The sequence below is a fragment of the Candidatus Ichthyocystis hellenicum genome (genome assembly GCF_001460935.1).
Taxonomy (GTDB): domain Bacteria; phylum Pseudomonadota; class Gammaproteobacteria; order Burkholderiales; family 2013Ark19i; genus Ichthyocystis; species Ichthyocystis hellenicum.
In genome coordinates this window covers 1400997-1425043 of sequence record NZ_LN906597.1, presented here as the reverse complement: position 1 = coordinate 1425043, position 24047 = coordinate 1400997, and the positions used below count along the sequence as shown (strand labels likewise).

Sequence of the window (24047 nt, the reverse complement as noted above, 5' to 3'; positions counted from 1 at the left end):
TATACATGGTTGGGATAAATTAATAGTCTCAGTAGATAATTTTGAATATCAAGTAGAGAATATACGCAATATATTTCCCATGATACTATATGTTTGTGCAATAATCATTGTAAGTTTTTTATAACAAGGTGTGATTTTTATAGATAAATGAAAGAGATAATTTTTTATTGATATACTCAACCTTAGATTGATTTAACGTAAGATCATGCTCTCATTTTATAAGATAATTTTTAATGTGTAGGTAAAACAATTTTGTAATTACGTTTCATTATATAAAGTAAAGTGTTGTTGAAAATTTAGCAATTTTTATGGTATCTCTATAATAGAGATAGAGGAAGTTCCTTATTGTGTACGGATTATTCATTGTTTAGTGATAATAGGTAGTTCTTCATCCGATCTGCAACAGTTTCCATAATTAGTCTACGTATTGCTGTAAAGGGACTGTATCCATGATTATCAGTACATAGACAATTGTTTTCATCACAAAAAAAGTTTTCTCTGAATGCAACATTATACCCATAAACTGTTTGTCTGGTGTGTATTTCTCTATGTACTATTTCTGCAGCTACTTTTGGTACCGGTAGTATAAATTTTTCAGTTAAAGGTCTATTTATGTTTTTAAACTCTAAATCAGCTATAGATTCAAATTTATCTATAATTAATAGGTAATACTCCATTAAACATTTAATTAATTCATCCCTAACTGGGCAATCTAATGGTCTAAGTAGTAATTTAATTTTGGTTTTATGTTTATCAATATCAAAAATTAATTTTTTTCTATTTTCCATAAGTTGTAAGCATTCTATTTTTATAGATTTTATTAATAGGTCATATTCTTCTGCGGAAAATTCAATTCCGGTATGTGGTCCATGTTTTTCCTCCTCAGTATTAATGGTGCTTAGTAGAGGTAAATCTTCTCTAATACTTGTCTCTTCATATGCTAGAGATTCTAATTGACTTTCCAATATGTAATACTTAAAATAATCACACATGTACTGTAAGCGTTTGTATTCGCCCTCACTCTGAACAATATATTCATCCAGGTCTGGATCGCTGTGGTAATCATTGTAGTAACTGTCATTGCAATATGGTAAATCTACGTTAAGTGCTCGAACATACTGCAGAGATCTGGACATGAATCTTGCCGTAAAAATATTAATGGCTGATTTATACCTATGTATATCATTATTATCGATGCTACAAATAATATCTGCAATAGATCTATGATCTACTAATCCTGGGTCTATTTGTTTTGTGATAGACGATATATTAATTCCAGATATGAAATTAGATGATTTTAGAGGTATTAAGCAGGAACCAGTAATTACAATGCTACGGGATATTTTTCTCGTAAAAATATTTATCCCTTCATCTTTAACTGTTTCAGATTCGTATTTTTTATGTAATCTAACAGTAGAAGTGTTTTCTGTGTCCTCATACTTTATAGTATAGGTTTTGTACTTATTCTTGATAAGTATCATATTTTTTTCTTTATAAAATTCTCTGCTTTCTCTATCCTTGTAATCAATTTTTGATAGATAGTTATTCATACGACTTCTGACAATTTTCATATCGGAATCTATTTTGTGATGATATTCTTCAGACGATAATTTTTGTTCCAATAATGATAATTCTTTTGGTACTGGAAGGTCAAATTCTTTAGTAAATTCTGATTCACTATTAAACCTACACCTATAAATGTATTCGAATTTATCTTTGAGTGACAGATAATATTTCATGAGACTATTAATGATCATGTCTCTAGTTTTAAGGTCGGCATCTCTTAGTGATTTTTTGGCATTAATAATGTTATTCAAGTTTGAACTTTCATTAACAATTGATTTTTTAGCGCATGATATTTGCTGAAATTTTTCACCAAGAAATAAGTGATATTTCATAAAACTGCTTGCATACCAATCGCTAGCTGAAATGCAATTGTTACTAGATGCCCTTATTTTTTTAATCATCCCATTATTGATAATTAATTTTTTTGCTGATCCTGATCCTGGAACTATGAACTTGGATATTAATCCTGGATTTGTAAATTTTTTACGATCAGCATAAATTTCACTTTGCATAAATTTTTCAAGCAATAATTTAAGTGAATACCCAGTTCTGGTGTACAGTATTCTGTAATCAGTACCTATAGGTGGAACATTTACTGTGGGCCCATATTTTGCTTCATATCTATGACATTTATCAGCATTGGTTTTTCTTTTGATTACATTAATTCTCTCAGCGCATCTTTTTTCCTCAATACAGTTAACAATAAATTCGTCTGTTGGCGATACAACTTCTAAGCAATTTCCCGTCATGTAATATTTAAAATAATCACACATATATTGTAATCTTCCATATTCATTTTTATTTTTGATAATATATTCATCTCTATCTGGATTAGGATCAAAATTTATTTTTTCGCTAGAGGTGAGGGGTTCTACTTTAAGCAAACTCAGGTATTCCAAAGATTTAGACATACATGATTCTAATAAAAAATTCATGGCAGATTTATACTGGGATGAATTTTTACTGTGGATGCTGGATATAATTTCGGAAATAACGATAGGATTTACATCTACAAAACTACAATCTATTTGCACAAGCTCTGATACTTTACTGGAAGGTGAAGATTCGGGTGAGTTTATTGAGCTGTCATTTCTAAAATCATAAGAACGATCCGATAGATGATCCTCATCACAGTCAGTTAATATCAATTTCAGATCCAAATTAATATTTTTCCTTTTATTGATAAATGTATAAACGAAACTAGTGTAAGCCGCGGGTCAGTAGTAATAATGCATATTCTGCTTTGTATCATCGAGTATATAATCAAAATAACGATAATAATATTTATTTATAGCCCATCGTGGGAGCAATTTTTTTAGAACATCTCCCACTTTTTTATCTGTTATCCGAAGTGTAAGCACAACAATGATATCAGGTTAACTGTAATCAGTACATAGGCTATTGCTGGTATAAAAAAAATAGATTTTTTATTGCTAGTTTGATTGAGTAAAGCTTTAGAAATTTCTCTTATTGCTGGTGGCTTGTAATCCATAATCATCGATGATTTTATAAATTATTCATAGATCATAGATCGAAATATATATTTAATTAATATTACATAAACACCTAGTTAACTAGTTAAAATTTATCTAATTTATAGATCTAATGATATAAGCCTTATTATTTAAGCACCAGATAGTGTTATCGGCTAGTTTCTCCTGCTTATTTTCTACTAATAATAATCATATTTTTAGGGATATTTATTGATGCCCATATTGATCAATATCAATATAATAAATTCAGAAGACAATTTATTTTGCGGTAAATTTAATTCCAATATGTGTAATTCACATTTTCCTTCTTCATCTCTTTTAACATTTATATATAACCATACTAGGGGTAATATATTCAGGTGAATAACCATCTTCTTTGCTTAATCTTGATTACTATCTTAAATTATTTACTTATATCTCTTTACTTATATCTCTTGTTTTTTGTTGATCAATACGGCCTCAACATATTAGGTGATATATCAGGTGTAATTTTTTTGTTTAATGCTAAAGTAATGTGATAATTTTTATATTTCTAATTTTTATCTGCATCTATTGCCGGAAGAGCCGTATGCTGTTATGTGTAACTTCTCCATTATCTTTGATGTGTAAGGACAATATGTATTCTTTCATGCGATCTACAATTTTTTCCATAGTACGGACTCGTATTGCTGGCATGCAAGTGCCTTCGTAATAGTTACACATACAAACATTTTCGCTACAAAATAAATTTTTTCTTTTTATATAATAAAAAGTTGGTAATTCAGTAATTATTTCTTCATGTACTAATTCTCCAATTTCTGCTGATACTGGCAGTACAAATCTGTCATTTAGATCTTGTCTGCCTATGTTTTTAAACTCCAAATTGGCAATAGATTCTAATCTATCTGTGATTGATAAGTAATACTTCATTAAACATTCAATTAAGTGGTCTCTGCATGAGAGGTCTAGTGGCCTAATTAATGACCAAATTTTAGTTTTATTATGATTAATGTCGTCAATTATTATTTTTCTAGTTTTAGATAAATTCAAGTACTCTTTTTCTATAGATTTAATTAGTAGATTGTATTCGTCATGTTCATAATTAACCAGCGATACAACTTTTTCTGCCCTAAGTTTAGTGCCAACATTCAATTCAAAATTTTTCTCTTCATCATTAATTGTTTTTAGTAGTGGAGAAATTGATGCTTTAACAGTCATTTCCTCATATGCTAGGGGGTCTAATTGACTCCTTAATACATAATATTTAAAGTGATCACACATGTATTGCAGGCGACCATAATTGCCATTGTTATTAGCAATATATCCATCTGCTCTTGTATCATTTAGGTAAGTATCTGTATAATTAGGTAGGGCTATTTTAAGTGCTCGAGTATATTTCAAAGATTTATGCATGAATTTTGCTGTGAAAATGCTCATTGCAGATAAGTACTTACGTACATCTTTGTTATCAAGGCTGCAAACAATATCTGCAATAGATCCAGGATCCACTAATCCAGGGTCTACCCATTTGATTCCGGATGATGCGTTGAGCCCAGATATGGTATTAAATGATTTCGAAGATGGTTTGCTCATAGCTCCAAGATGAGATGATTGAGCATTAGTACCAGTATCACTTTTATCTTCTCTTATTTCATGATTTGTACCTAGACTAGTACTAGGGAAAAGTGGTGTGTGTGTGCTGTCGTAGTCTTCTTTACTTTCAAGACTTATAATATAGCCTTCACATTTATTTCTAATAAGTATTGCGTTTTCTGTGTAAAGTTTTTCACTTTCTTCATGTTTATGTTCAATTTTTGATAAATAATTACCCATGCGATGTCTAACAATTTCCATATCAGAAATTATTTTACAGCGATGATTATCTGACATTGTTGTTTGCTTCAATAGTGAACATTTTTCCGGTGCTGGCGGCAGTTCAAATTCTCCATTTAGAAGGTCTAATTTATCTTTAAATATATGTTTGAAGATAAATTTAAATTGATTTTTGAGCGATAAGTAATACTGCATAAAAATTTTGATGATAATATCTCTAGTTTTGAGCTCGGCATTCCTAAGTCTCTCCCTATCTTTAGCAATGTTTCGTAAGTACGTGCTTCTACCAATAAGCGATTTTTTATCATTAGCTGCCTTTTCAAATTTATCGCTAAGTAATATGTGGAATTTTACGAAACTTTGAGCATACCAGTTGTAAGAGGAAGTGTAATTATTACTAGATAATTTCATTGCTCTAATCGTGCTATCCTTACTGATTATTTTTTTTCCTGATCCTGGAGATATAAATTTTGATATAAGATCTCGATTAATAGTACTTTTACCACAAGAATCGGATTCATCATGTTCCAATTTTTCAATTGATGATTTAAATGAGTGTCCACTTCTGGTATATAATACTCTTTTATCGACTCCCGTGGGTGGAATGTCAACTGTTGGTCCATATCTTGCTCTAAACCGTGAACATTTTTCTACATTTGTTTCCCTTTTTACTGCATTAATTATTCTATTGCATTCATTTTCTTCGATATAATTAGCGATAAATTCATCCATTGGAGGTAAAACTTCTACGTAATTTTCTTCCAACATATAATATTTAAGATAGTCACACATATATTGCAGGGAATTGTATTCTTCTTTATTGTGAACGATATATTCGTCTTCATTAGGATTTGGATCAGAATTTATTTTTTCATAAGAGATAAGTGGTTCAACTTTAAACAGACGAAGGTGTTGAAGAGATTTAGACATACATGATTCTAGGAATACATGCATGGAAGATCTATACTGAGATAAATTTCTACTACGTATGCTAGATATAAGATTATAAACATCGTCAGAAGTTACATCGATGAAGCTACAATCTATTTGCATAAGAGTGGATAATGAATGGATAGATGCATACTCAGGTGAATTTTGTGAACCACCAGCACCAGCACCAGCACCAGCACCAGAGCAAGAAGGTTGACATGGTATGGAGGTCATGTCCCCATCAGCTAATTTACCCTCTTTATTTAAAGAGCTAGTGCCAGTATTTTTCACTTTGTAAACACCGATAGGAAAGTGACACTTATGAAGACACCCAATATAACATTATCAGTTTATAACTGTAAGCATATAAATAAAATCAATGTGATAGTATTTATTTATTGATTATATGGTTGTGAAGCGGTGGTTTTTTCTATGCTATTTATTACTCAGGAGAACTAGTAATTACATTTTGATAATGAAAATATTTTTGGCTGTTGTTAGCTAGAAGACAGTATTATTTATAGGATAGAACTTAAATGTTTATAGTAGTTAACTAGAATTAATTTGGAATAGGTATAGGTTTATTATTACTGACAGGATGTTGTGAGTAATGGGGATTTTACTATGCATTTATCATGACTAAATAATTAATTATGTTTACAATAGATAAATTTCATTCTTTGCCCTTTTTCCCTTTTATGTAATGTTGCTCAATATCATTTCTGTGATCGTTGCTTTTTGATAAAGGAAGTACTAATTTTTCTTTGACAAAAAATTATGACTTTTGATTTATTTTAAGTTAATCAAATATATTGTACTATACCAATTAATGAGTATAAAAATGAGCACGATGTTAGTGCTGTATCATTGGTTTTGTATTTGTTAGTTCTAGTTCTGTATTTGAATCTGATATTTCTTGTTACTTCATGATAGGTTACTTCATGATAAATTTTAATTCGTAGTAATTTTATTATTGAATGTAGATACAACTTTTCATTACAGGTGAGCGGTTTTAATTTCTGCTGCTAAAATTATCACCGATCTAATATAATGTTGATTTAAATAATATGGGTTTATTATAGTTGCAGCATAGATAATATTTGCATTATAAATAATTAGTATCGAAAGCTTAAATATAGAAAAGTTATGGTACTTGATGGGTGAGTGACATCGAGTAATGGGATTCATAAATTTTATAGGCAGAAAGATAACTAACTCCTAGGATAATATCATAGTTATAAGGCACCTAAGACTTTCCAAATTTTTCTCTAGTGATTTATACCGTGATCATAGCGCCTACTGTTATTTTTATTATGACGAAGTAGTCTGTTATCTTGTTTTTAGTAAAAAGATACAAATAACCACTAATCATTATTTATTAAATATTTACATTATTAAGTTATATTTATTTCGTATATATCTGTGTATCTACTAATGCATAGCTATTTTCATATAATGCATTTTAATATTATCAAAAGTTAGATATCATATGTTTTTCACATGCTACACAAATTTGTAGTACTTGTAGTACCATCTGTATCACTGTGTTTGTATTTTATTATAACTTTGTGTATAGATACGTTAATTTAGGGGATGTAAAACATGAATCTTAGTATATTTGGTCGCTTAATGGAAAGATTTGAGGCAGAGGTATGTAGTTCCGGTTTCGTGAGGACATTTTCCAGTTTTTGTTTTTCCAATACAGATCATAGTTTGTGTAATAGGCCATCGTTGTATTCGGGGGCGTTGGATCGTGTTTCTATTGCAGATGTGGTTTGTGGTATTTGTAGGAATGGTGTAGCCAAGTGTATATCTGCCCTAGATGATTTAGCGGCTGTATTTCTATCTAGGTTTTTGCAATATGTGCACTTGTTTGAACCTCTATCATATTGTGATCATACGTTTAATTATCTAGGATTGGGAAAAGACACGTGTTTAACTATGTGTATGTGGAGTGGAAAATACGAATCTCAGCAGTACATGCAAGGACACTCTAAATACGCTAATGGCTGGAGTACGAGTGTTAAACATGAACTGGTAGATAATGAGATGGATTTTTCTCTGCTAGATGGTATCAATGCTGAAGAAGGTGTATTTAAATTTAGTTTGGAAGGACTTCAATTTCCAATAAAAGAAATAAAAATGCAAATACCTAATAATGAGTATGGTGAGGATGGTGAGGATGGTGAGGATGATGAGGATTATGGTGATTATGAGGATGATGATTACGATGATGAAGATGATGAAGATGAAGATGAAGATGACGATGGAGATGATGAAGATGATGGAGATGAGGATTATGAAGATGAAGATGATTATGATGTAGGTTATGATGATGAGTCGCTTGAAAGTATTACCGGATAATAGATATTAATGCTTTGTTTTTATGTATCAGGCTAACATATTTAGACATAATATTAAAATTGATAAAAATAATTAATTAAAAATGTGTTTTCTGTAAAGCTAGTGAAATGGCCCGCATGGTTTTTTCGGCTAGAGGTGTGTTGATTAAATATTTAGTTTAGTTGTTGTTACAGGTTAATTTAAATTTGTAGCTTGTTTAATTTGTAGCTTATTTATATATAATTTAAAGATAGGAGATGTGTTTTATCTGAAAAAAATTATACTTCCGTTACCCATAGCATAGGATTTTCATAGGCAGTACACGAAGAAACATCAATTGGAATTGTAATTTTTGCTTCCATGAAAAAACGGGATGCTTTATGTGTGAGGTTTGGGTATAAACCTCTAGCTTCAGATGTAGATGATATTTTGTTGAGGAAGGGGTTCTACTGTGGGTGCGGTTGTATCGCGTTAAAAATGGCTTATGTTTATTCATGTTTTGATTACAAAGAAGGTAAAAATTTTTTTGATATAACACTGTCATAGTGGCTCCATGAAAATAGAAATATAAGTAAGTTGTTTTATGTTGTGATTTGCCATATATAAAGCCATCTTAATACGACATTCAAGTTGATTAGTTTTTAGGTAAGTTAAAAGATATTTCGTATGGAATATAAAAAACTAATATGTAAACTTTTTACATTACTTACTTGTTCTATTGATTTAATTGGTATTTAATTCCTACCAGTATCTCATGTTCTATTCCAATATTATTAATGGCAAGCAGCAATATGATTGATATTCCTAAGCATTTGTTTTTTATGTGATGAAGTAAGGTTTATAAGCTAATTTTCAATATATATATAATATTTAAAATAGTCGAACGCGTTCTGTAAGCATAACATTTATGTAAATAGTATAATTGCATAAGTTTGATTTAGACTGGTAAGTATTGTTGTAGTAAGAATATACCCTTTATTTACTCTGAAGACATTAATTGCCTGTCTATAATCATGTATGTCTCCTTTCTATTAGTAATAGTAAAATAATGCATTCAATAATTTATTATTCACTAATTTATGTTTTTTTAGGGATAGTATTACAGGTGGTATGTATATTGAGCTTATATGAGATGTTGTAGAGTAGTGATTCAGGGATTATTTTATAGTACTAATGTTTTTATATTAGGTGATTTTGCCCTTATCACTATTTGTATTGAAGCATTTGTTAGGTGTTGTTTTTTGTGGTAGTGGCGATCTTTATTTCTGTACTTAAAATTATCCCGGTAGGGGGTGGGTAGAAATTTTAAACTCATATCAACGTTTGTATTTGAATTTATATTTAAGTTACAAGTAAACAAAGATTATGATGAGTTTTTAAAGGACATAGCTCTTAATTTTTTACTTCTCCTTAATAATGAGTCTGCATTTATACTATTTATAATTATTTATTCTGTGATAAAGATTTTTTAAGATTTTTTGTTTTTAAGAAAAGTGGTGCTTTATAAAATTTATATTGTGCCAATATGTAGGTATTTATAAGGGGTCCTATATTTTTAATGCTGTTGAATTATTTTATTAGTAAAATGTAAATTTATATTTTATATATAAGATATGTTTTAAAATGTATTTTTAAGCACTATCAATGTCTATTTGCACTAATTATTCAAGTAATAATTTAATATCAATTTATTAGGATCAGTTTTTAACTAAATTATGTGTACATAAGAGCAATAAATTAATTATAAAAACATATGATTTGTTTATTGTATACAAGCAGCACCGCAATCTGATTTACATGTTTATAGTATCTGTATCGAATAATTTTATTTATTAAATGATATATTGCAAAATGATATATGGCAATATATAAGTTAAATTTTTTAAAAACAAGTAAAGCTTAAGAGCGAATATTATATTGCTTGCTATACAAAAGATAATGGTGTTCAAGGTAATACTGTAGGTATTAAATGCTGTATTAATGAATAACATAATGTCAATGCCTATGTTTTATTATTCCGTAATAAATGTAAAAAAATCATTACATTAAATGTTTTGATTTATATACACTTACAGCAGTTATGGAATTTGTCTTTGGAATAATGTAGGAGATGTAATAGTGGATACGAATAATTTAGTTGCTGGTTATGAAGCGGGTACTACTCAGTTAGTACCTTTTTTTAGTGATGATGAGGGTAGTACGACATCGTTGTTGTCACTTATTGAAGATGTAGCAAGTAGGATAACATCTACGGTGTCTTTTATTAAAAGTGATAGCGTAACTGTCTCGGCGGCATCACCCCTGGTCGTCGATGAAAGTACTACACTATCATCAGTAGTTACCACGGTTAATACTCAATTAGTACCTTTTTCTGGAAACGTAACTGGTAATAAAACATCGTTGTTGTCTATTATTAGAGATGTGGCAAAAAACGTAACATCGACAACATTGTCTTTTATTACAAGTGATAGTGCAGATGTTTCATCGTCATTACCCCAGAGCATCAACGAAAGTACTACATTACCATCAGTAGCTACCACAATTGATGATCAATTAGAAGTAGGTAGTGCGTTTGATGTTAGAAATTTTGGTATTGCTTTAGGGGTAGTATTTTCAATTGGTATTTTTCTTGTTTCTATCATTGCTATTATTAAAGTAGTAAGACATAAAAATTCTGATATGTCTAGGCAAGATCTAGATTACGCTTTATCAACTAGAGATAATCATTCAAGGAGGAAATATTCAAATATTCCTGTAACAGAGTTGTAGGTAAGCGAAACGTATGGATTTTTATGGTAGTGAGTTGTGGTAATTGATTGCATATAAACAGTATTCCTTTTAGTGGTATGTAAGTATTATGTATTTCATTCACTAGAAGTTCAATTATTTATTGAATTAATTAATGCGGCATGAAAAGCAGCATGAAAAATAGAAGTAAGTAAGGGGGGGCAAGTTGCTGTGTTTTGGTAGCTGGAGACGGCTATTGTTTTTGTTATTATTTTGTAAATTGTATTATTTTTAATAGATTTCCTAGGTTATGTGCTTTTAAGGTACACAAGTTGTGCGTTATTGCATTTAAAGTTCAGTGTTATAGGCATTGTTTTTTCTTTGATGAATGATGCCTATTATTTTTTTATCGAATTGGTATGGTTAGTTTTAGATTGGTTGGTTGATGTTTTCATTTTATCCTATTAATACTTTATGCTACTTCCTCTTCTTCTTCAATATCGCTTAGCATTATTATTTCAACGTTATCATCATTTTCTGATCTGCGAAGAATACAATTATTAGAGAACTTATTTTTAACGAAAGCAACTATAAAGTAAGCAACAAGCAAAAATGAAAACGCTGCAAGAGTTAATACTATAACTTTTATGTTTTTTCCTATAGTTTCTGGTTCTGGATCATTGTCTGAATTAGTTAATGTGGAGATATATTCAACAATGCTTTTACAATAAATGGTATTTTCCTTGACTACCTCCTGATCACCTCTATAGTGAATCTTTTTGACTATTTTTCTGCTTATATTTGATACAATAGCTGCGTTGCTATACTCATCATTTTCAATGTTTCCTATAGCTGGAGGGGTTAAATTAGCAAGATGTAACTTATCATATTGTTCAAAAGATCCGTGATCTAAAAAATCTAATAAGTAGTCAGTTTTATTAAGAATAAATTTACGAGATACGGAGTATAAGTAATCTCCTACATAATAAAGCTTGTGGTTAATGTCTTGATCTGTAATTTTTATAGGTAATGTGGAGTTTATTTTTTCCAAAATATTGCTTAATATCGTGTTAATGTCTACGCTGGGGACGGACTCGCCATTTAAGATAGCCCTATCAAAATGTTCTTTAATGTATATTAGCATACAGAGGCTTGTTTTCATAGTAAGCCAGCTTGATGATATATAAATGTCTTCATCATAATCTAATATTCCATTTGCATACCCTAGTAAACTAAATATGGATGCTAATTTAAGGATCGAGGTTGTGTTTAATCCTAAAAACATTTTACTGTTTTTGTATAAAGGATAATTTTTTTCTCGTTTTTCTAGCAGTATAGTTTCGCATTGGCAATGAGACAAACGATCTAAATTTTTTTCTCTGCATTGGTGATCCAATGTACTATCTAGACAACGGTTTGGACTTCCGAATTTTGTCCTAATCATTTCAATCCTATGAAAATAATAATTTGTGCGTACTATAATACTACCAAGATAAATATTTTGAGATGAACTGTTTTTTACTTTCACTGTTATTTTATGGTAGCAAATATGGGGTATCAGGTATTTTTATTTTATTTGTAACTTACTACTAAATCTTTAATGTATTATTACAGGTGTATTTTTCTATAGTGTTAGTTTAATAATAAAATTAAACACTTAATTTATATGTTGCCTATGAATATTGTTGTGACAAATAATATTTAAAACAAATTTTAATAAATTAACTGCCTACACAATATACAGTATGTTGCTACCATATTGGATGATATTGTAAATTACGTAGGTTATGTATGTTTTGTTTTCTTATTTTAATAGTCACTAAAAAATTGATGAAATTTATATACTTGTTATTCGTTTACTTATGTTTTGTGTTGTGCTCCATAAATATCAAATTGATATATCTGTGAATGTATCTGTCTATATAAAACTGTGAATGTATCCATATAAAAAAATTTCTACTTGTGGAGTATAGTTTTTGCTGCTGTATTTAACGTGATTTGCGTACAATGATTATCTTAAATTTTTCTTATATCAATTATTTGTGTTATAGCAATAATTGCTTGTTTTATTGAAGTATTATATAGGTTGTGATCGTTTAAAGGGTGATTTCATGTGTAGCGTTGTTGGTGGTTTATACTCGGATTTATGCGTGGAAGATAGATCATTTAATGATGAGATTGATAACAATAATTGCGATGAGCATGGTGCGTTATTATATGAAGGTCACAGCGTTACATTTTTCTCAAATTACCAGGGATTAGCTAAATATGCTAAAAAGTTTATGCTCTTCTTGATCTTTTTTCATTTAATAGGTGTAACTTGTAGTTTTAATGATGACAATGAGCTTTTAGAGGCATTTTCTCTTAGGGTATGTCTTCTAATATATATAGAAAGACAATTTAGGCATGCTATGCTTATAGGTACTCCTCTTCCTGTAACTTTGACCAAAGATATGCTTTCTTTAGAAAATGAAATAATTCATATTACTGGTAATAAAAGTATAAGTAACAATATGATTGAAAAAGATGTTTTCTTAAGTTGGTATAAAGATTTTGACATGTTATTTTATTATTGGTTTGATACTTTAAAGAAAGAGCTGCTTGCGCCTTTTATGATAGCTAAAAAAGAGTTTGATGTCGGTGCTGTGCAGCTACATATTTGCCCAAATTTGCATAACTATTTAGATTTTGTTTACCCAGGTGTTGGTAATAACATAGTTTGGATTACCGCTAAGCCGGTATCTCCTGTAACGACTACGGCAACAACTACTGTTGAATCATTGGTTGAAGTATATGATGTTTCCCGTGGTGTTTTTAGTAGTTTAGGTCGTAGTCTTCGTTTTTCTCCAAATTATGTACTTTTAGCATCTCTGTTCTGTTCGTTGATATCTTTTTTGGTTCTACTAAATGTTTTTTTGATAAGTAATAATACAAAGATTGTCAAAGTCAGAAGGTTAATAAACAACAAATTTGATAGATTATGTAGTATTACAAAAATATTGAGTAATCACTCTAGTGACTGTGATGGCAATAATGAGTCCATGGAAATGTCGGTTATTACTGAATCTGCAGGTGTTGAATGTTCGCATAGAGATGATGACCAAGATGAAGAGTATTTTGTTAGAAATTGTGATGGCAAGATTTTTGTGAAGGTCCAAATTCATGCTAGAGATGAATAAAATTTTTATTTTTTTTAAAATGTTTAAAAACATACAATTCTTTTGATGATTATTAACAATTTTAACTGTAAATTATTATTTAATTAAAGGCTATCATTTATTAATGGAAGTGCTAATTTGTTAACGTGACATGCTGTTTATGTGGCTCATTAAATATGTAATTAATCAATCTAAAATTTAGATAATAATTCAAGTGTCAATATAGTATTTTTTTCTTAATATGTCCAATAATTTCCAATATAACCTACATTTAAGGTGTGAATTAAATCATCATTTTCTAAGAATTAACTATGAAGAATAATTTTGCGTATTATTAATCAGAAACATAAAAAGTATATGCAAAATGTAATTTTTGTAATGATTTATGTGGTCAAAGTTTAGTAATGGTTATTGATCTGCTTAATCTGGATTGGGCATATTTGATGTTGATTTAAAATTGAGAGATTTATAGCAAATAAGCCCAAAGTTTATAATAAAATTTAAGTTTTTTTTAAAAATAAATAAGAAAAAATTTTGAAATAAATATACATTATATTTGTAAAAAATTAGAATAATTTGGTTAAATATAACCGATTGGATATTAAGTTTCATTAAAAATTAATGTATAGGTAATATTAATTTTAATTATTGATTTTTATTTTTTATAACGATAACGGCAAAAAATTATCACTACTTTAAGTATTTTAGTTTTATATTACTTTGGGAATTAGGGGCATACGTAATGTAATTTTGAGATCACGCAGAAGGCGAAACAATGAACACAGATGGTATAATTTTTTCAGAGGTAACTGATTGTAGTGATGAAGAATATTCAGCTAGTGATGGTGATCATAGATGCTCTTCAGTTATTGCTTCAGTTACACAAAGTACTGTTGCTGGGTATCGTGCTGGATTAAATCTTGGCATCTCGGGAAATAGTTTGCTTAAAGTCATCTCTAGATTAGGTGTACGTTTTCTATTAAGGTCTTCGATTTTGATGACCCTGCTTGGTTCTGGCGATGGTGTGCGTTTTTATAGAAATTTATGTATGAAGTTGTGTGGTAATTTATGTGCATTAATCGAAGTTGCTGATGGCATGCATGAAAGGGGGATTGGTAATAGAAGTGATTTTGTAGTAGGTAAATACTTAAATGAAACTGCATCTGGTTTTGATCTAGAGCAACTCATATGCAGTGATAATAATAAAGAAGAGATCAAGAAATTAGCTAAATCTTTTAAAAGAAAGGCTAAAAGTTTAGCGGCTGAAGCCAGGGGTTCTGGTTATAACGAATCATTAAGTGATATGAAAAAAGTATTTTTTGCCGTATCGAGAAGTGATTCTACAGTAGAAAGGGAAGATATGTGCAATAATGGAGAAGAATATTGCAAAAGTATTGGAAATTATGTTAGACTTGATCTCTCAATGCATAATTCTACTACCAATTCTACTACCAATTCTACTACTAATTTGACAACAAGTGCTACGACGTTGCTGCCATTTACTACCGATTATGATTATAATGACACATCTACAGTTACATCTACACCTCGTGAAGTATTTTCTACTTCGTTTTATGATATAGATCAATCTGGAGAGGATAGTTCTATACTTATGGTTATTCTGCTAAGTGCTTTGTTTTTAATGATGGGTATTGCTTTTGCGGTTGTTACTGTAATTAAAAGGGTTCGTAGAAGACAAAGAGGTTATAGTTCAGCTACAGTGGGGGCTAGTGATATTGCTGATGATATTGTTTATATAGCGTATCCAATGGGTCCAGAGTTATCTGTAGTTCCAGAGGTGTCTGCAAGTTCAGACGTACCTGCAAGTTCAGAGTTACCTGCAAGTTCAGACTTACCTTTGTGTGCCGAGTTGCCTGTAACGGAGTTGTAGGAAGTATATTATTATTGTGGTTTCTTGCTATAATCTTTGGTATGCAAGCAAGGTACAGTGTGCGCTTTGCTTTTTTTAAAAAAGTTATTAGCCTAGTTTATATATATAGTTGTAGTGTTAGTTAAAATCAATTTGGACTGGTTATTTTATTTTTCCCCCCAATTAGAATGAATTTTAGGGTAATTAATGAATAATATTAGGTCATGTTCGTGCTCAAATTTGCGTTTAGATAATGATAATGAGTCAGATATCGTTTCAGATGGACTAGATGTCAGTGATTCAATGGAAATTGGTGTAAGGCTAAGTGCTAGAGAAGTGTCAGTATTATCATTTTTGGAAAATTTTCTTAATATTCGTCTTCCTCGTAGGAAGATTGTTTCAATTTTGATGTTTTTTTATCTACTGGCGCTGGCTCGTAGTGATATAAGTGGTTACATAGAGAGCCATGGAACTGATATCTGCGCTCTTCTTGCTATTGATCGAGTGTTCGCTAGCTGTATAGGTTACGATAGTAAAATTTGTTATTCTATATTAGATATTTTTATCGGTGATAATGAAAGTGTAAATAGAACTGAGATTTTAAAAGATTTTTTAAATAAAAAAATGGATGATCTAAAAAATATATCACTACCGTACTTTAATCAAATTAACTCAATGTTAATAAATTCCAGTGTTGATATAGATCTTTGTCCTCAGATGCATGAATGCTTAGATGCACTGGGAACAATTGCTAATCCTGCCTCTATTCCTGAAGAAACAAAAGTTATTTATGGGAACATATTTAAAACAACCAAAATTGGTTCATCCATGGACTCCATGAACAAATTTTATTTAATACCTCTATTTTTTGCATTTTTTTTACTTTTAATTCCTATCTTATATCTAAGTAAGGGGAGAAGTTTAAATTCAATATCATCATTATTTTATAAGGTTAGAAGATTATTTATGGATGATGAATTGCCTGTGAGGTCTCGTAATAGTGATGATGTAGATGTAAAATTTATGGAGGTGATAGATGATAGAGATATTTCACAGAGTGAGTGTTCACTTTTATCGAGAAATATTGATGTTGCTGAGGTATTTGTTGATGGGGATGAGGTGGTAATTGAATCTTCCGATAGAGGTATAATTGTGGAAGCCCAAGTTCACAGGGTTGATGAAAAATAAATTTTATCGGACTGCAGTCGTGTTTAGTATTTTAGTGTAGTAGTAAGGACTATAAATAGACCGAGTTGTATATGAAGCTTGCTGTAGTTAATCATGGAAGTGATACTAATTTTGTATATATATGAGAAATTATGGTACATAGTATGATTATATAATTCTTGCTAAATCAAAATTTAATTTTGAAAAATTTTTTTCCAAAAGATAAAACAGTGAATAGTATTAATGATAATAAATTCTATTCATGAATCTGCATAAAAATTAATTGGCAGGTAATATTAATTTTTTATAACTGCAAAAATTATCATTATATTCAATATTTTTATTTTATATTATATTTATGTTTATGTTTATGTTTATGTTTATGGTTATTAGTAGTGTAATTTTAAAATCACGTAGAAGGCAGAATAATGAACACAGACAGTGTAATTTTTCCAGAAGTAAATTGCTGTAGTGACGGAGAATCTACAAATAATGCTGATGGTCCTAGTTGCTCTTCACCTATTGGTACAGTTAGACAAAGTACCGTTTGTAGGAGTGATCATGAAGTAAATCATAGTATAACTGGTAACAGTTTGCTTAAACGAATGTCTCTACTTAGTGCACGTTTTATGTTAAGATCTTCAATCTTTATGCATATGGTTGGTTATGGTGATTGTGCCCGTCTTTATAGCAATTTATGTAGGCAGTTGTGTAGTAGATTATGTGCACTAATCAGAATTGTTGATGGTATGAGCGAAAGGGGAATAGCTGAGGGAGGTGATTTAGTAGGTATGTACTTAAATGAAACGTCATCTGGTGTTGATCTAGGGCAACTCATTTGCGATAGTGATAATAAAGATAAGGTTAAAGAGTTAGTTAACTCTTTAAGTACAGAGACTTCACTTTTGGCCAATGAGGCAAGTAAAAATGGTTATAGAAAATCATACTCTGATATGTATGAAGTCTTATCTGCAGCTGCATTGAAAACTCCTTCAGGAGATAAGATCGATATGTGCAATAGTGGAGAAAAATTTTGCAAAAGAATTAAGAATTATGTCAGCTATAATCACCAAAAACATCAAACAACAACAACAACTACTACCACTGATGTAACAACAAGTGGCACAACATTGCTGCCATTTACTGATGATGTAACAGCGGGTGATGAAACGTCGCTGCCATTTACTGATAATGTAACAACGGCTGATGCAACGTCGATGCCATTTACTGATGATGTAACAACGGGTGATGCAACGTTGCTGCCATTTACTGATGATGTAACAACGGGTGATGCAACGTCGCTGCCATTTACTGATAATGTAACAACGGCTGATGCAACGTCGCTGCCATTTGCTGATGATGTAACAACGGGTGGTGCAACAACGTCGTTTTCATTTACTGATGATGTAACAACGGGTGATGCAACGTCGATGCCATTTACTGATGATGTAACAACGGGTGATGCAACGTCGATGCCATTTACTGATGATGTAACAACGGCGGATACAACAACATCATCATCATTAGTATCTACTACTGATAATATGCATTTGACTACAAGTTTTTATGATATAGATCGATCCGATAATAATATGATTGTAATTATTATGAGTTTTTTGTTTTTAATTGGTATTATTGCTGTGCTGGTTGCCGTAACTAGAAAGGGAATACGTAGACTTTGTGGTAGAAAACGAAGAGGTGATGGTACAGCTGTGGCGCGTAGTTTTATTTACTTCAAGAGACCACCAGGTTCAGGTTCAAATTTAGAGTTAACGGAGGTATAGGTTTATAAGGATATTAGTATCTTTATTCTTATTGATATCTAAGCAAGGCACTGCGCGGTGCTTTGCTTTTTTGTAATGCAAAATTATTTATCTTAATTTATATTATGTATTAATATAACTCTGTATGACTATAATATTAAAGTTCTTCTTCCTTAATACAATCTCAATTTTGATGTTTTTTCCCCCTAATAGTACTGTTTCGCAGTGACATAGGTAGTCCAACGTACAAGATAGTGAAGTTGATGTCTGTGATCTTCTTTCTATTTTGGACAAATGTCTATTAATTATAAAGGTTATTATGCTGTATTCTGTAAAAACATGGAGTCAAATTATATAATGAACGTGGACTATATTGATTTAATAAAATAAAGACAAGAAAATTTTATATGCTTAATTTAACTGTATATAAATGGCAATTATATAATCTACTATCCGATTAACTACAAAACCCAGAACCGGATATGTAGCCCTAACTGTAATTAGTTAGTTAATGAAAAAATCGTAAATAAGTATGAGCAACATGATTAAAAATTAATATAAAATAAACGGATATTAGTGAGCAATGAACTGTTTATTTGGAGCTATACAAATAAAAGCTGTAGACTTAAATTCGCGGTTTTGTTATTGGCTATAATACGGTGATACAAATACCTGAAAAACAATAATTATGAATAATCACCAAATTGGTTTGACCCGTATTCATTAAAACCATATATATTATATCCATCATCATCATACCTAGACCCGTTTCTGTGCAATCCACTTTTATGGAACCCATGGCTATCATAACCTTCAGCATCATATATAGAACCAGTTGTATAAAATCCAGCCCTATCAAATCCATCTTTATTGTATCCTTTTTCATCATATCCATCTCTATCAAATCCATCTCTATTATATCCATTTCTGTTATATCCATATATGCTATAACCAGCATCATCATACATAGATCTATTTCTATGTACTCCCTCACTATTGAATCCTCTTTCATCATATTCTTCTTCAGGAGATAGCGCCATAAGTGCAGAATAAGATATAGGATAACAATCATCACCTTCTACAAAAAGCTTGGATAAAATGTCGGATAAACTTTCACTATCTTCATTGGATGGTTTTTCAGATTTAGATTCCGAATCAAAATTGGATAATAAATTTACTTCTCCACAAACTCTTTTCGAGGACTTAGAGTCACAATCAGAATCCAAATCAGATAAATCTTCTCTGTCATAAAATCTTTTTTTAGCTCTAGATTTACAAGAATCTCTCAAATCACATTTTAATCCAGACAAACAATTACCTTCATGAGCCATTTTTTTAGCTCTAGACTTATAATCATAACAATCATCACCGTCAGAATCGGATGAGCATCCACCATCGTAAGTCCTTTTTTTAGATCTATAACCCAAAAAGCTTTCTGGTTTAAGTTCAGATTGGCTCAATAACGACGATGACGCAGCGCAATCAGAAGAAGCACCTGAAGTTGCTTTATCACTATCTGGTTCTGCTGCTGATTCAAATTCAGACAAATGTACTGGAAGATAATAGGCCATATTTACACATAATTATTTTAAATATAATGCAGCATTGTAACACTAAAATAAAATCATTATTTCAGTAATAATAATTTGTTATTAAATCAAATTTAGAATTGCATATCGCAAATACGCGTAGATAAATAAGCAATCGCAACACAAAAAATATGATTACAATAAATTACAATTGGGATAATCACCTTTATTCTATGAAACAAACATATATTAAATAATACCAGTACTTACCATATGCATTTATATGCATTTTTTATAATATTGATCGCTCCCCATAACTAGGACTGCTGGTTTCAGAAAGACATAACATTAACTAAGATACTATTGCTGCCTCATATTTTTTCACAATATTATTCTATAAACAGTTTATCCAAGTCATAAGATAAATTATCACAGCAATAATCAGTAAAAACACTAACTATGCTGGGACGTTTTTTAGCTCTAGACCTTGTGGGTATGGGTATAATAATCTCTTCATTTCGTAACAAATTACCAAGATCGCTATGGCTTTGTTGTTAGTGCTTAATTCGTAAGTGCAAGATACTTGTTTTTATTGACAAAAAGGTCATTGGGGCAAAAATAATAAGAAATTAAAAAATAAAATAACCGGCAGAGACAACCAATTTGCTACACGCAAATTAATCTACTACATTAAGATCAAAAAACTTAAGCAAGATGTCAGATAAGCTCTCACCTTCCCTGTTAAAGCCATCCTCATTGAACCCATTTTTATCATAACCTTCTCCATCAAAACAACAACCATCTATATAAAATCCATCTCTGTCAAATCCCCGTTTATTAAATCCATTCATATCGTAACCATCACAATCATACCCATTTTGGTCATATCCACAGCAATCGTAACCATCATAATAATATATATTACTACCCTGGCTATATTCAGCTTGCTGCGGTTTCTCAGTACCAGAAGAAAAAACGTCCGAATTAGTTACCACTTCAGCTTCATCATCAGATTGTAAGCATACCGAACCAACTGCCATATTACTCCACCTTCAGATCTAAACAACTTGGGGAATATAATAAACCAATAAAACTATCAAAATCAAACATCCATTTCCAATCAACACTATGTGAAAATTGTCAAATGACAGATTCAATTTAACTCAATATTATGAAAAAGAGATTATTAAATTTAATTTTCCTAGCCAAATATTATTAATCAACAGCAAAATAACAAATTCATACAACAATCGCTAAACACTAGTAGATCTACCATACTTACAAACACAAATCTCCTAACCCAAGCCCAAACGCTTTATTGTAGAAAAAATATACAGTTTACCCACCTTTATACTTATTAAAATCAAACCAATAATTACCACTTCTATCAAACCCATTAATATTGATACCATCTACATTAAATCTATCTACATCAAATCCAGCTCTATCAAATCCATATCTATTAAATCCATATCTATTAAATCCAGCTCTATCAAATCCATATCTATTAAATCCATGTGCATCAAACCCATCACCATCAAATACATCTTCACCAAACAATCCTTGAAGTTCAGGCTCGTCAAGCTCGTTAGGCTCGTTAGGCTCGTTAGGCTCGTTAGGCTCGTTAGGCTCGTTAGGCTCGTTAGGCTCGTTAGGCTCGTTAGGCTCGTTAGGCTCGTTAGGCTCGTAAAGCATATTATTATTATTTAAATAATTAATATCCATTATCATATCCATGATTACATAATTACCAGAAATATAATAATATATACTAGAAATATAATAATATATAAGTAACGTTGCTATACAAGCACGTGTAACAAAAACCAGTCATCACTATCAATAATAACTGATCAATTAAAAGAAAAATAATTTATCATTAGGCAATTTCAATATTAATTACATGTAACAAGTATTATTAATTATTGAACAAATCTGACATCTAGAAAAAAAATTTCCATAGCCCTAAAGGCATTTTGTATAGGAAGAAAATTTAGTTAATATTTATTATTAAAGATTGCATTAAATTCAAAATGTGCACAGTAGCATGACAAAAAACATAAATCAATAAATAAGATATTATTTTCAACATGCTACTTATAAATTAACTAACACACATAATCATGTAAAGCAACAATTTCTAACTTTCATTTTGATCAGTTTAATTATTATAAGAGCGATCTTTAAACATAAGTAAATAATCACATTTAACATAACCATCTCTATCACGATTATGTTCATTGTATGGAGATCCATTTTTATGAATACCATTTATATCAAATCCCCTTCTGTCATAACCACTACTATCAAATCCATTTCTATTAAATCCATTCTTATCAAACCCGCGTGAATCAAACCCTTCTACATCCAGACCATCTTTATCAAGACCATTTCCGTCATATAGGAGTCCAGTCTCAGCATGAACTCCATTTTTATCAAATCCCCTATTATCACATCTAGAGTCATCACCTAAAGACATCCAACAATAGTCATCTTCTCCAAATCCTACCGACGACGTTATAACAGAAAAATCGCTCGAATAATCTTCACCAGATAGTCCAAGACATAATTCTTCTTTAGAAGAATTACCTTCTGCACCAACACTCGCGGAACCAAACTTAATATCATCATATTGTTCGCGAAATTCCCCCGAACTTAATGATGAACCCTCAGCTCCACCAGTTTTTTCTTCAGAGCTATCACACAAACACAAAGAGGAAAGATCAGAACCAAGGTCTTGGTGCAATACATCAACAGGACCCTCAGAAACAAAATCCATATCTACTTCACGCCCCTCAGAAACCCTCAAGGGAAAATTACCATCAGCCATATTATAACCCCCATACATTTATCTTTATAACTCGAAGTCCACGTGTATTTAATGCTCTAACACCAACAAACGTTCTTACCATAACCATATTTGTCATCAAATGTGGCGTTTTTGCTAGAGCCACTCACATACAATCCATTCATATAGAACTCATAAAAACGCTTTCAACTACATAATTTCCTAGATTTATAAGCAAAATCACGGAAGAAATTAACTTTATTCTTATTACTTTCATCGATAGAAAGATAGGATAAATTTACTTCAATTAACCTTCTACCAACAGCCATAACTACCCCTGATGACAGAGTCAAAACAAAAACCAAAGGAACTAGGACTTTCAAAAACTTACGCAAAACAAACAATCACCCTACTATAGAATCCACATCCCCATAATAACAAAGATACCAGGATCATTTACTATCTTTAGTAAACCCATTCCTATCAAATCCATGTTTATACTGATCTTGAGACAATTAAAGAACAGAATTAGATCGACCTAATCCTTAGGAAGAGGCAACAACTTAACCTTCTAATCCACCAGTAGATCCAGAACCATTCACGAAATACAAACGATCGGCTATAGCAGCACCCTCGACATATAATAATTAGCAAACTATAATAAACAATCAATCTGACGCTGATTGTCGCATTAAAAAATAAAACATTTATGATAATTATTTGTTATTATTGAAATAATAATTAAATAAAAAAATAAATCTATTATTAAATAAATACTAACAATACAATTCAAAAAAGCAAAAATACCTTAATAATTTTCGTAGTCGTAGTATGCAATTGCGCAACCTCAATCAGGCACAAAAATGTAGTTGAGACAGGAATAAAATAGTACTTATCCAAA

The 24047-nt window shown here is 30.6% G+C and carries 15 protein-coding genes; 7 read left to right on the top strand and 8 right to left on the bottom strand.

Annotated features, from left to right (window positions below):
• Positions 1 to 356: 356 nt before the first annotated feature.
• Together Arg41_RS05475 and Arg41_RS05470 are read right to left on the bottom strand one after the other, a co-directional pair.
• Complete coding sequence (locus Arg41_RS05475; RefSeq protein WP_092490567.1) at positions 357 to 2726, bottom strand: hypothetical protein; 2370 nt, start codon at positions 2724 to 2726, stop codon at positions 357 to 359.
• An 882-nt stretch (positions 2727 to 3608) separates the two neighbouring features.
• Positions 3609 to 6092, bottom strand: coding sequence for a hypothetical protein (locus Arg41_RS05470; protein ID WP_092490566.1), 2484 nt, complete (start codon positions 6090 to 6092; stop codon positions 3609 to 3611).
• 1311 nt (positions 6093 to 7403) lie between these two features.
• On the opposite strand from Arg41_RS05470, the gene Arg41_RS05465 reads away from it, so the two are divergent.
• From Arg41_RS05465 to Arg41_RS05450, 3 genes are all read left to right on the top strand, one after another.
• Positions 7404 to 8165, top strand: a complete 762-nt coding sequence (locus tag Arg41_RS05465; RefSeq protein WP_092490565.1) for a hypothetical protein — start codon at positions 7404 to 7406, stop codon at positions 8163 to 8165.
• Between the two features lie 363 nt (positions 8166 to 8528).
• Complete coding sequence (locus Arg41_RS05460) at positions 8529 to 8690, top strand: hypothetical protein (RefSeq protein ID WP_157722289.1); 162 nt, start codon at positions 8529 to 8531, stop codon at positions 8688 to 8690.
• 1572 nt (positions 8691 to 10262) lie between these two features.
• Positions 10263 to 10913, top strand: a complete 651-nt coding sequence (locus Arg41_RS05450; protein ID WP_092490562.1) for a hypothetical protein — start codon at positions 10263 to 10265, stop codon at positions 10911 to 10913.
• A 430-nt stretch (positions 10914 to 11343) separates the two neighbouring features.
• On the opposite strand, the gene Arg41_RS05445 is transcribed toward Arg41_RS05450, so the two are convergent.
• The gene (locus Arg41_RS05445; protein WP_092343496.1) at positions 11344 to 12315 is read right to left on the bottom strand and encodes a hypothetical protein; all 972 of its coding nucleotides are present in this window, start codon (positions 12313 to 12315) and stop codon (positions 11344 to 11346) included.
• Between the two features lie 667 nt (positions 12316 to 12982).
• Here Arg41_RS05445 and Arg41_RS05440 point away from each other — a divergent pair.
• From Arg41_RS05440 to Arg41_RS05425, 4 genes are all read left to right on the top strand, one after another.
• Positions 12983 to 14050 (top strand): hypothetical protein, encoded by a 1068-nt coding sequence (locus Arg41_RS05440; protein ID WP_092490561.1) that lies wholly within the window; start codon positions 12983 to 12985, stop codon positions 14048 to 14050.
• Between the two features lie 754 nt (positions 14051 to 14804).
• The gene (locus Arg41_RS05435; RefSeq protein ID WP_092490560.1) at positions 14805 to 15920 is read left to right on the top strand and encodes a hypothetical protein; all 1116 of its coding nucleotides are present in this window, start codon (positions 14805 to 14807) and stop codon (positions 15918 to 15920) included.
• 186 nt (positions 15921 to 16106) lie between these two features.
• Positions 16107 to 17087, top strand: a complete 981-nt coding sequence (locus Arg41_RS05430; RefSeq protein ID WP_092490559.1) for a hypothetical protein — start codon at positions 16107 to 16109, stop codon at positions 17085 to 17087.
• 407 nt (positions 17088 to 17494) lie between these two features.
• On the top strand, positions 17495 to 18850 hold the full coding sequence (locus Arg41_RS05425) for a hypothetical protein (protein WP_092490558.1): 1356 nt from the start codon (positions 17495 to 17497) through the stop codon (positions 18848 to 18850).
• Positions 18851 to 19515: 665 nt separating this feature from the next.
• Here Arg41_RS05425 and Arg41_RS08360 read toward each other — a convergent pair.
• From Arg41_RS08360 to Arg41_RS05400, 5 genes are all read right to left on the bottom strand, one after another.
• A complete protein-coding gene (locus Arg41_RS08360) occupies positions 19516 to 20400 on the bottom strand; it encodes a hypothetical protein (protein WP_176695813.1) in 885 nt (294 codons plus the stop codon).
• Positions 20401 to 21035: 635 nt separating this feature from the next.
• Entirely contained in the window at positions 21036 to 21398 is a 363-nt protein-coding gene (locus Arg41_RS05415) for a hypothetical protein (protein WP_092490557.1), read from the bottom strand.
• A 298-nt stretch (positions 21399 to 21696) separates the two neighbouring features.
• The gene (locus Arg41_RS05410; protein ID WP_092490556.1) at positions 21697 to 22083 is read right to left on the bottom strand and encodes a hypothetical protein; all 387 of its coding nucleotides are present in this window, start codon (positions 22081 to 22083) and stop codon (positions 21697 to 21699) included.
• A gap of 436 nt (positions 22084 to 22519) precedes the next feature.
• On the bottom strand, positions 22520 to 23188 hold the full coding sequence (locus Arg41_RS05405; RefSeq protein WP_092343831.1) for a hypothetical protein: 669 nt from the start codon (positions 23186 to 23188) through the stop codon (positions 22520 to 22522).
• Positions 23189 to 23352: 164 nt separating this feature from the next.
• Positions 23353 to 23541, bottom strand: a complete 189-nt coding sequence (locus Arg41_RS05400) for a hypothetical protein (protein WP_141663263.1) — start codon at positions 23539 to 23541, stop codon at positions 23353 to 23355.
• Positions 23542 to 24047: the final 506 nt, after the last annotated feature.

What these genes read in the sequence shown, in the direction of transcription:
- Arg41_RS05430 (WP_092490559.1), top strand. Translation starts at nt 16,107, where the DNA reads ATGAATAATATTAGGTCATGTTCGTGCTCAAATTTGCGTTTAGATAAT.
- Arg41_RS08360 (WP_176695813.1), bottom strand. Translation starts at nt 20,400, where the DNA reads ATGGCCTATTATCTTCCAGTACATTTGTCTGAATTTGAATCAGCAGCA.
- Arg41_RS05410 (WP_092490556.1), bottom strand. Translation starts at nt 22,083, where the DNA reads ATGGATATTAATTATTTAAATAATAATAATATGCTTTACGAGCCTAAC.
- Arg41_RS05465 (WP_092490565.1), top strand. Translation starts at nt 7,404, where the DNA reads ATGAATCTTAGTATATTTGGTCGCTTAATGGAAAGATTTGAGGCAGAG.
- Arg41_RS05445 (WP_092343496.1), bottom strand. Translation starts at nt 12,315, where the DNA reads ATGATTAGGACAAAATTCGGAAGTCCAAACCGTTGTCTAGATAGTACA.
- Arg41_RS05425 (WP_092490558.1), top strand. Translation starts at nt 17,495, where the DNA reads ATGAACACAGACAGTGTAATTTTTCCAGAAGTAAATTGCTGTAGTGAC.
- Arg41_RS05435 (WP_092490560.1), top strand. Translation starts at nt 14,805, where the DNA reads ATGAACACAGATGGTATAATTTTTTCAGAGGTAACTGATTGTAGTGAT.
- Arg41_RS05405 (WP_092343831.1), bottom strand. Translation starts at nt 23,188, where the DNA reads ATGGCTGATGGTAATTTTCCCTTGAGGGTTTCTGAGGGGCGTGAAGTA.
- Arg41_RS05415 (WP_092490557.1), bottom strand. Translation starts at nt 21,398, where the DNA reads ATGGCAGTTGGTTCGGTATGCTTACAATCTGATGATGAAGCTGAAGTG.
- Arg41_RS05440 (WP_092490561.1), top strand. Translation starts at nt 12,983, where the DNA reads ATGTGTAGCGTTGTTGGTGGTTTATACTCGGATTTATGCGTGGAAGAT.